Source organism: Bradyrhizobium sp. (assembly GCF_019242285.1).
Classification (GTDB): Bacteria; Pseudomonadota; Alphaproteobacteria; order Rhizobiales; family Xanthobacteraceae; genus Bradyrhizobium.
On the sequence record NZ_JAFAVV010000722.1, the window covers coordinates 1 to 8,083 of the forward strand.

Here is an 8,083-nt window from a genome sequence, read left to right on the forward strand (position 1 = left end):
ACCGGCATCGGCATCGCGCCCGCCGATCAGAGCCGCATCTTCGAGGAGTTCTCTCAGGTCGACACGAGGATCCAGAAGCGGGTCAAAGGCACCGGCCTCGGCCTGCCGCTGTCGCGATCCCTTGCCGAGCTGCTCGGCGGCGAACTGACGGTGGAGAGCGTGCCCGGCCAGGGCTCGGTGTTCACGCTGTCGATTCCGCCCGAGCGCGGCGATCCGTCGCGAGCGCGCCGTGCGGTCGACAACACCCGCAAGCGCGTTCTCCTGATCGACGATGACGAGACCTTCCGTTACGTGATGCGGCAGATCATCTCCAGCGAGCCGAGATACGAATTTCTCGAAGCCATCGACGGCGACGTCGGCCTGAAGGCGGCGCGTGAGCAGAGGCCCGACGTCATCATCCTCGACCTGCAGATGCCGACCATGGACGGTTTCACCGTGTTGCAGGAGCTCAATGCCGACGGCCGCACCAGCGTGACGCCCGTCATCGTCTCGACCTCGCTCAACGTCAATGCGGAGCTGAAGGCGCGCTTGCCGGCCGGCACCAGGGTGATCTCCAAGAACGCCATCTCGCGCGAGAACGTGTCGTTGTTCCTGCGCGACGCAACGATGGGGGCCGCGTGACCGTGTCCGACAGGCCCCTCATCCTCAACGTCGACGACCAGGACGTCCCACGCTACGTCAAGACGCGGGACCTGAAAGAGAGCGGTTTTACCGTCATCGAGGCGCGGAACGGCGCGGAGGCGTTGCGGCTGGTCGAGTCGGAGAAGCCTGTCATCGTACTGTTGGACGTGCAGCTTCCCGATATCACCGGCTACCAGGTCTGCGCCTTCATCAAGCGGAAATGGCCCGAGGTCATGGTGCTCCTGACCTCCTCGACCTTCACCGAGTCGACGGACCGCACCCAGGGGCTGGATTCGGGGGCGGATTCATTCCTGGTGCAGCCGGCCGAGCCGCTCGAACTTGGGGCCGCGGTCAATGCGATGCTGCGCATCAGAAAGGCCGAGGATAATCTGCGCGCACTGAACGCCACGCTGGAGCAGCGTGTGCGCGACCGCGTCGCCGATCTCGAAACCGCCAATCTCAAATTGAAGTCCGAGATCGAGCAGCGGCAGCGCGCCGAGCAGGCGCTGGTGCAGTCGCAGAAGATGGAGGCGGTGGGTCATCTGACCGGCGGACTCGCCCACGACTTCAACAATCTGTTGACCGCCGTGGTCGGCAATCTCGACCTGATCCGCATGCGCGCGACCGATCCCCGCATCGCGCGCCATGCCGAGCACGCGGTGAAGGCGGCGGAGCGCGGCTCCAAACTGACCGCGCAACTCCTGGCGTTCTCCCGCACCCAGAAGCTCGCGACCACCGCGGTTAATCTGAACAATCTGATCGAAGGCATGTATGAGCTGCTGAACCAGACGCTCGGCGCCGAGATCACCATCGCGAGGGAGCTTACCCCGGATCTGCCGGCGGCGCTGGCGGACGCCAACCAGCTCGAGCTCGCGATCCTCAACCTCTCGATCAATGCGCGCGACGCGATGCCGGAGGGCGGCACGCTCACGATCACGACCAGACCTGATCCGGTCGATCCGGCGCGGGTGATCGTCTGCGTCGCCGACACCGGCACCGGCATGTCGCCGGAAGTGGTGGCGCGCGCCTTTGATCCGTTCTTCACCACCAAGCCGCCAGGCAAGGGCACCGGCCTCGGCCTGTCGCAGGTCTATGGGGTGGTCCGGCAGATCGGGGGCGACGTCATGATCGACACCGCGGTCGGGCAGGGCAGCCGGATCAGCATCTCGCTGCCGATCGCCCGCGCCGCCGCCAGGCACGAGCAGGCCGGTGAAGGCCAGGTGTCGAGCGGCAATTTCGAATCGGTGCTGGTCGTGGACGACGATCCCGACGTCCGGCAGATCATGGTCGGCGTGCTGTCGGATCTCGGCTATCAGGTCGAGGAGGCGGCCGACGGGCGCAGCGCGTTGCGCCTCCTGGAGAACCACCAGCCGGACCTGATGGTGCTCGATTTCGCCATGCCGGGCACCAACGGCGCCGAGGTGGCGGCCGCCGCACGGCGGTACAACGAACATCTTCGGATTCTCTTCGTCAGCGGCTATTCCGACACGGCGGCGCTGGAACAGGCGGTCGGCAGGGCGGCGCTGCTGCACAAGCCGTTTCGGCCGGCGGAATTCGCAGCCGCCGTGCGCTCGTCGCTCGACACGCCGCGCGAGCCGGCGACTGTTCAGAAGTGAACGGAGGAAACACCGTTCATGCGTGAGCGGTGGAACCGAGAGCCGTGACTCGCGCCCACCGCTCGTTGCATTCTGGCCCCGCGCCGACGCGCCTCACGGCGTCGCCTAGGCGGCTTCGGCGTTGACGGCGGACATGGCGAGCTTCGTCAAGGTCTCATCGGTCTTCTTCTCCTCGGCGAGCGTCTGGTCGAGCAGTTTGACGGCGTCCTTGATGTCGAGCTGCCGGGCCCAGGTCTTCAGCGTGCCGTAGCGCGAAATCTCGTAGTGCTCGACGGCCTGGGCTGCGGCAACCAGGCCGGCGTCGAGCGCGGGCGTGTTCTTGTACTCGTCCATGATCTCCTTGCCCTCGTCGAGGATGCCCTCGATGGCGTCGCACTTCTTGCCGCGCGCGGGCTTGCCCAACAGCTCGAAGACTTCCTCGAGGCGCTCGATCTGGGCCTCGGTCTCGCCATGATGCTTCTCGAAGGCGGCGCGCAACTGCTCGGACTGCGCGGCCTTCGCCATCTTCGGCAGCGACTTGTAGATCTGCTTTTCGGCGTAATAGATGTCTTTCAAGGTATCGAGGAACAGGTCGTTGAGATCTTTGTCGGACATGGAAGTGACCCTCTTGATTGGAATTTGACGTCCGATTTCTCAACACGAGGGTGCGAGCGGAGTTCCTCGCGCGGCGGGTGGACGTGCGCGCCGAGGATTTCAGCAGCGCGCTTCGCCTTGATCACGGCGGAGCTGAGGGGGAGGGCCGTGAGCAGGCAGGGCTCGAGCAGGCAGGGCTCGAGCAGGCAGCCGATCGAATCCCGGCGCGGAGCTATGTCGTCGGGCGCGACGGCGCGGCGGCCTGATCCTCCACCTCGAGCGAGATCGACACCTTCAGGAACGGGACGTTTTCCCGGTGCACGTCGACGACGACTCGGCGCGCGCTGCCGGTGATGAACGCGTCGCGGGCGATCGAGGCGCCGGTCGCGACGGCCTCCTGGCGAACCTGGGCGTTGTCGTCGAATTCCTGGCCCTCCTCATCGGCGATGCGGCGGCCGTCCTCGTGAATGTGGAAATGAAAGCGGGCCATGAAAATGCTTCCAACGATTCGTGCAGGGATTGTCGTGCCGGCGTTGCGACGCAGGTGCGAGTGAGGAGGAGCACTTCCGAACCCCTGCACTAAGCTGAACTGTCGAACCGAAACACAACTAGAATAATTCTAGTCTTCGTTTCGTCGTTCGCAGCGAGAGCGAAACCTGTGACTACAGACTGGGCGACTGGTGCAGATAACGCCCGTCGAAATCGGCAAGTTCCATGAGCTTCATTTCATTCAGCACCGTGACCCGGCCGCGATGGAGCTCAACCACATTGTCCTCGCGCAATTGCCGGATCACGCGGTTGGCGTGCACGGCCGTGATGCCCATCGCTTCGCCGATCTGCTCCTGGGTCAGCGGCATCTCGAAGCCGTCCGGATCGACCCGGCCGATGATCCGCAGCCGCTCGCGCAGCTCGACGATGATGTGCGCGAGCCGGCTCGGCGCCGGCCGCTGCCCGACATTGACGATCCATTCACGGAACATCGCAGCGTCGACCAGGGTATCACGCCAGAAGATTTCGGCGACGTTCGGCCAGCGGCGGTGCAACTCACGCAATGCGATATGGCTGATGAAACCAAGCGTGCAATCGGTCAAGCTGACGAGATCATGATCCAGTTCGTGCAAATGCAGGCTCTGCAGGTCGGGGATCTCGCCCGGAATATGGATCGAAAGGATCTGCCGATGGCCGGTGGACGTCGTTTTTGCGCGCAGGCAGAAGCCCGCGACGATCAGGCAGCATTCCGTGGGCCGGTCACCGTCCCGCACGATGGTCTGATTGGCGCCATATGACCTCACCGTGACGGGCAGGACGCGGATGGCCTGCTCTTCATCGGCGGTGAGCCCGGAGGTCGTGCGAAGACGACGGACCAGGGCGTCAGAGATTGGCTCGGCGTCCACGCGGCAGCTCCGAAGCAGGTCACTCGATTTGGCCGCTGAGGGCCGAAAGCAGGAGAACCTCCCTTCAATTTGTGGGTTCCAAACAAAAGTTAAGGACGCGCTCGGCCGGAGGTGCTCCGTTTGGCCAAACGAGGGCCGGTCATGACCCAGAAGCGCAATCGCAAGAGACCCGAACTGTCCTTTCAGGAACGGCTGAAGAATTTCGCCCGCAATGCGCGTGCCATGGCGCGGCGCACGCCGCCCGGAAGCGAACGTGACGAACTGATGCTGAAGGCCCGTGACGGTGACGCCGCCGCGAGGATCGATCGCTGGCTGTCCTCGTCAGGACTGCAAGGCCCGAAATAGCAGCCGGCTCTCGGATGGTGCTCGGCTCAGTCCGACAGCGGGAACTCCGTGACGTCGAAGATGGCTCCGATCCCTTGCCGCGTCGCGCCCTGTTGCGCGGACAGGCCGAGGGCCACCAACGAGCGCCCGGTGACGGCATAGACGTGGCCGAATGGAAATGCATCGAGCCTGCCGTCCGGAAGATTGGTGTCGATCAGTCCCTGCCAACCGTCGCCTTCCGGCACGGCCGGCAGCGTGAAATTCACCATGTCATAATGCGCGTTGTAGATCAGCAGCAGCGTTGCGTCCTCGCCGCGGCGCTTGATGCCGCTGGCCTGCGCGCGGCCGTCGAGCAGCATGCCGAAGCAGCGGGCGTTGGCGTCGTGCCATTGCTCGATGCTCATCTCGTCGCCTGAAGGCGACAGCCAGGTGGCGTCCTTGACGTCCAGCTCCTCGTTGTGCGTGCCGACCACGAAACGGCCGCGATAGAGGATCGGAAACGCCTTGCGGGTAGCGGTCAGCTTGCGCACGAACTCGCGCAGCGAGCGCCCCTGCGCGGTGATGCCCATCCAGTCGAGCCAGGTGATCTCGTTGTCCTGGGCGTAGGCGTTGTTGTTGCCGTTCTGGGTGTGGCCGAATTCGTCGCCTGCGAGCAGCATCGGCGTGCCGTGCGACAGCATCATGGTGGCGAGCAGGTTGCGCTTCTGCCGCTCCCTGAGCGCGATGATCTCGTCATCGCCGGTCGGCCCCTCCGTTCCGCAGTTCCAGGAATGGTTGTCGGAATGGCCGTCGCGATTGTCCTCGCCGTTGGCCTCGTTGTGCTTGTCGTTGTAGGAGACGAGGTCGTTGAGGTTGAAGCCGTCATGGGCGGTGACGAAGTTCACGCTGGCCCAGGGCTTGCGCCCGCGCTTGTTGAAGAGATCGCCGGAGCCGGAGATGCGGCGAGCGAAATCCGGCAGCACGCCGGCATCGCCCTTCCAGAAGCTGCGCACGGTGTCGCGAAACTTGTCGTTCCATTCCGCCCAGCCCGGCGGAAACTGCCCGACCTGGTAGCCGCCGGGACCGATGTCCCAGGGCTCGGCGATCAGCTTGACGCTCGACAGCACCGGATCCTGCCGGCAGGCGTCGAGGAAGCCGCCGCCCTCGTCGAAGCCATAGGGCTCGCGCGCCAGGATGGTCGCGAGGTCGAAGCGGAAGCCGTCGACGCGCATCTCGGTTGCCCAGTAGCGGAGCGAGTCGGCGACCATCTGCAGCACGCGCTGATGCGAGAGGTTGACGGTGTTCCCGGTGCCGGTGTCGTTGATGTAGTAGCGCTTGTCGTCGGGCAGCAGGCGATAGTAGCTCGCATTGTCGATGCCCTTGAAAGACAGCGTCGGGCCGAGCTCGTTGCCCTCGGCGGTGTGATTGTAGACCACGTCGAGGATCACCTCGATGCCGTGGGCATGGAACTGGTTGACCATCGCCTTGAACTCGGTGGCATAGGGCGATTTCAGGTAGCGCGGCTCGGGCGCGAAGAAGCCGAGCGAGTTGTAGCCCCAGTAGTTGCGCAAGCCCTTGTCGACGAGATAGCTGTCGTCGACGAAGGCGTGGATCGGCAACAGCTCCGCCGAGCTGACGCCGAGCGAGCGCAGGTAGGCGGGCACGTTCGGATGGGCCAGGCCAGCGAAGGTGCCGCGGTCCTCCTCCGGGACGAGCGGATGCAGCCTGGTGAATCCCTTGACGTGCATCTCGTAGATCAGGGTGCGTTGCCACGGCGTCTCGGGCTTGCGCGCCGTGCCCCAGGTGAAGGCGGGATCGATCACCCGGCATTTCTGCATCAAGGCCGCGCTGTCGCGGTCGTCGAAGGACTTGTCCTTGTCGGCATGGTCGAGCTGGTAGCCGAACAGCTCGGGCCCCCATCTGAGCTGACTTATGAGCTGCCGTGCATAGGGATCGATCAGGAGCTTGTTGGGATTGAAGCGGTGGCCGGCGTCGGGCTCATAGGGACCATGAACGCGGTAGCCGTAGACCGTGCCCGGCCGCGCGGTCGGCAGATAGCCGTGCCAGACCTCGTCGGTATATTCGGGCAGCTCGATCCGCTCGAGCTCGGTCTCGCCGGTGTCATCGAACAGACATAGTTCGACTTTGGTGGCATGCGCGGAGAACAGCGCGAAGTTTACCCCAAGGCCGTCCCAGGTCGCGCCGAGCGGAAACGGCTTGCCTTCGGTGATGATCGAGCGGCGCAGGAGCTGCGCCGCCTGCAGCAAAGGATCGCCCGAAGATGATGCATCCATGAAATCCCCCTCGACGGAACCGGCCCGGCGGGCGACAACGCCGGCTGCGCCGCCGGGTTCCGGTGGCGAGCGGGACGGAGTTCAGGCGCCCTTGGTGCGGCGGGCACGCTTGATCATGACCGGGATGGTGCGGCTGCCGTGCTGCACGACGCGTGAGCCCGGGCGGATTTCGAAGGGTCTTGCGCTGCTCCACCGGCTCGCTTCCTGCTGCAGCCGGCGCGCCCAGCCGCGCTCGGCGGGGACGGCGTAATCCTTACGCGATTCTGGCGTGTTCATCGGTTCTCGTGTCCTTACAACGCGCAAATGGGGGACGTGGGAGCCGCCTGCAAATCGCCGGCGGCCTGTCCCGGCGCCCTGCACGCGCATCTGCGCAAGCAACAAAGCTGCGTCCTTGCAGTTTCAGGGTGGTTGAAGATTTTTGTCGATTTCGCGAGCGCAACCAATTCGGCCGGCGGTCAGCCATGCCGCGCGGCCAATCGACGCCGCGATGGAGGTCGACTATGGTCTGATTCCGTCCGCAGGCGGACCGGGATCAAGCAAGAAGATGCGCCATTTGGAAACGCAGCCAAGGTCGACCGGGTCCCGACCGTTCCCGGCGATGCCCGACACCTCCCCGGCGATCCGCGAGATCGTCCTCACATCACGAATTCGAACGGCGGGCGGCTGTCGGCGATCTCGGCGCGATGAACCTGTTGTAGAGTGAGAAGACGAACCGACATGCAATCGAAAATCTTCGGCGCCGGCGGAGCCGGCGTGTCCGCGATCGGGCAGGGCACCTGGCATCTCGACCGTGGCGACCGCCGGCAGGCGATCGCCGCGCTCCGGCGCGGGGTCGAGCTCGGCATGACCCATATCGACACCGCCGAGATGTACGGCGAGGCGGAGGTCGTCATCGCCGAGGCGATCGCGGGTCTGCGCGACGAGGTTTTCCTGGTCTCGAAGGTGCTGCCGGGCAATGCCTCGCGCCGCGGCACCGTCACGGCCTGCGAGCGTTCGCTGAAACGGCTGGGGACCGATCGTCTCGACTGCTATCTGTTGCACTGGCGCGGCTCCTATCCGCTCGCGGATACGGTCGCCGCTTTCGACGAGCTCGTGCGCGCCGGCAAGATCAGATCCTGGGGCGTTAGCAATTTCGATGCCGATGATCTCGACGAACTACTCGCTATCGCAGGCGAGGGCCGGATCGCGTGCAACCAGGTGCTCTATCATCTCAGAGAGCGCGCGATCGAACACGCCGTGATCCCGTGGTGCGAACGCCACAAGGTTGCCGTCGTCGCCTATT

General features: G+C 64.9%; 9 protein-coding genes. 4 read left to right on the forward strand and 5 right to left on the reverse strand.

Annotation, left to right across the window (positions count from 1 at the left end; genetic code table 11):
• Both JOY90_RS29150 and JOY90_RS29155 read left to right on the forward strand, forming a co-directional pair.
• A partial coding sequence (locus tag JOY90_RS29150) for a response regulator (RefSeq protein WP_291694549.1) occupies window positions 1-621 on the forward strand: 621 nt, incomplete at its 5' end.
• Window positions 622-623: 2 nt separating this feature from the next.
• Window positions 624-2,237, forward strand: a complete 1,614-nt coding sequence (locus JOY90_RS29155) for a response regulator (protein ID WP_291694550.1) — start codon at window positions 624-626, stop codon at window positions 2,235-2,237.
• A gap of 105 nt (window positions 2,238-2,342) precedes the next feature.
• Here JOY90_RS29155 and JOY90_RS29160 read toward each other — a convergent pair whose 3' ends face one another.
• The 3 genes from JOY90_RS29160 to JOY90_RS29170 all read right to left on the reverse strand — a co-directional run bounded on the left by JOY90_RS29160 (window position 2,343) and on the right by JOY90_RS29170 (window position 4,204).
• Complete coding sequence (locus JOY90_RS29160; protein ID WP_291694551.1) at window positions 2,343-2,831, reverse strand: ferritin-like domain-containing protein; 489 nt, start codon at window positions 2,829-2,831, stop codon at window positions 2,343-2,345.
• Between the two features lie 211 nt (window positions 2,832-3,042).
• Window positions 3,043-3,300 (reverse strand): hypothetical protein, encoded by a 258-nt coding sequence (locus JOY90_RS29165; protein ID WP_291694552.1) that lies wholly within the window; start codon window positions 3,298-3,300, stop codon window positions 3,043-3,045.
• Window positions 3,301-3,472: 172 nt separating this feature from the next.
• A complete protein-coding gene (locus JOY90_RS29170) occupies window positions 3,473-4,204 on the reverse strand; it encodes a Crp/Fnr family transcriptional regulator (RefSeq protein ID WP_291694553.1) in 732 nt (243 codons plus the stop codon).
• A 141-nt stretch (window positions 4,205-4,345) separates the two neighbouring features.
• Here JOY90_RS29170 and JOY90_RS29175 point away from each other — a divergent pair, with 141 nt between their 5' ends.
• Window positions 4,346-4,549: a hypothetical protein gene (locus JOY90_RS29175; protein WP_291694554.1), complete on the forward strand. Its 204-nt coding sequence runs from the start codon at window positions 4,346-4,348 to the stop codon at window positions 4,547-4,549.
• Between the two features lie 26 nt (window positions 4,550-4,575).
• Here JOY90_RS29175 and glgX read toward each other — a convergent pair whose 3' ends face one another.
• Both glgX and JOY90_RS29185 read right to left on the reverse strand, forming a co-directional pair.
• On the reverse strand, window positions 4,576-6,801 hold the full coding sequence (gene glgX, locus JOY90_RS29180) for a glycogen debranching protein GlgX (RefSeq protein ID WP_291694555.1): 2,226 nt from the start codon (window positions 6,799-6,801) through the stop codon (window positions 4,576-4,578).
• Between the two features lie 81 nt (window positions 6,802-6,882).
• A complete protein-coding gene (locus tag JOY90_RS29185; RefSeq protein ID WP_291694556.1) occupies window positions 6,883-7,077 on the reverse strand; it encodes a hypothetical protein in 195 nt (64 codons plus the stop codon).
• A gap of 441 nt (window positions 7,078-7,518) precedes the next feature.
• Between JOY90_RS29185 and JOY90_RS29190 the strand changes: the two genes are divergently transcribed.
• Window positions 7,519-8,083 (forward strand): aldo/keto reductase (locus JOY90_RS29190; RefSeq protein WP_291694557.1); only part of this gene is annotated, 565 nt, incomplete at its 3' end.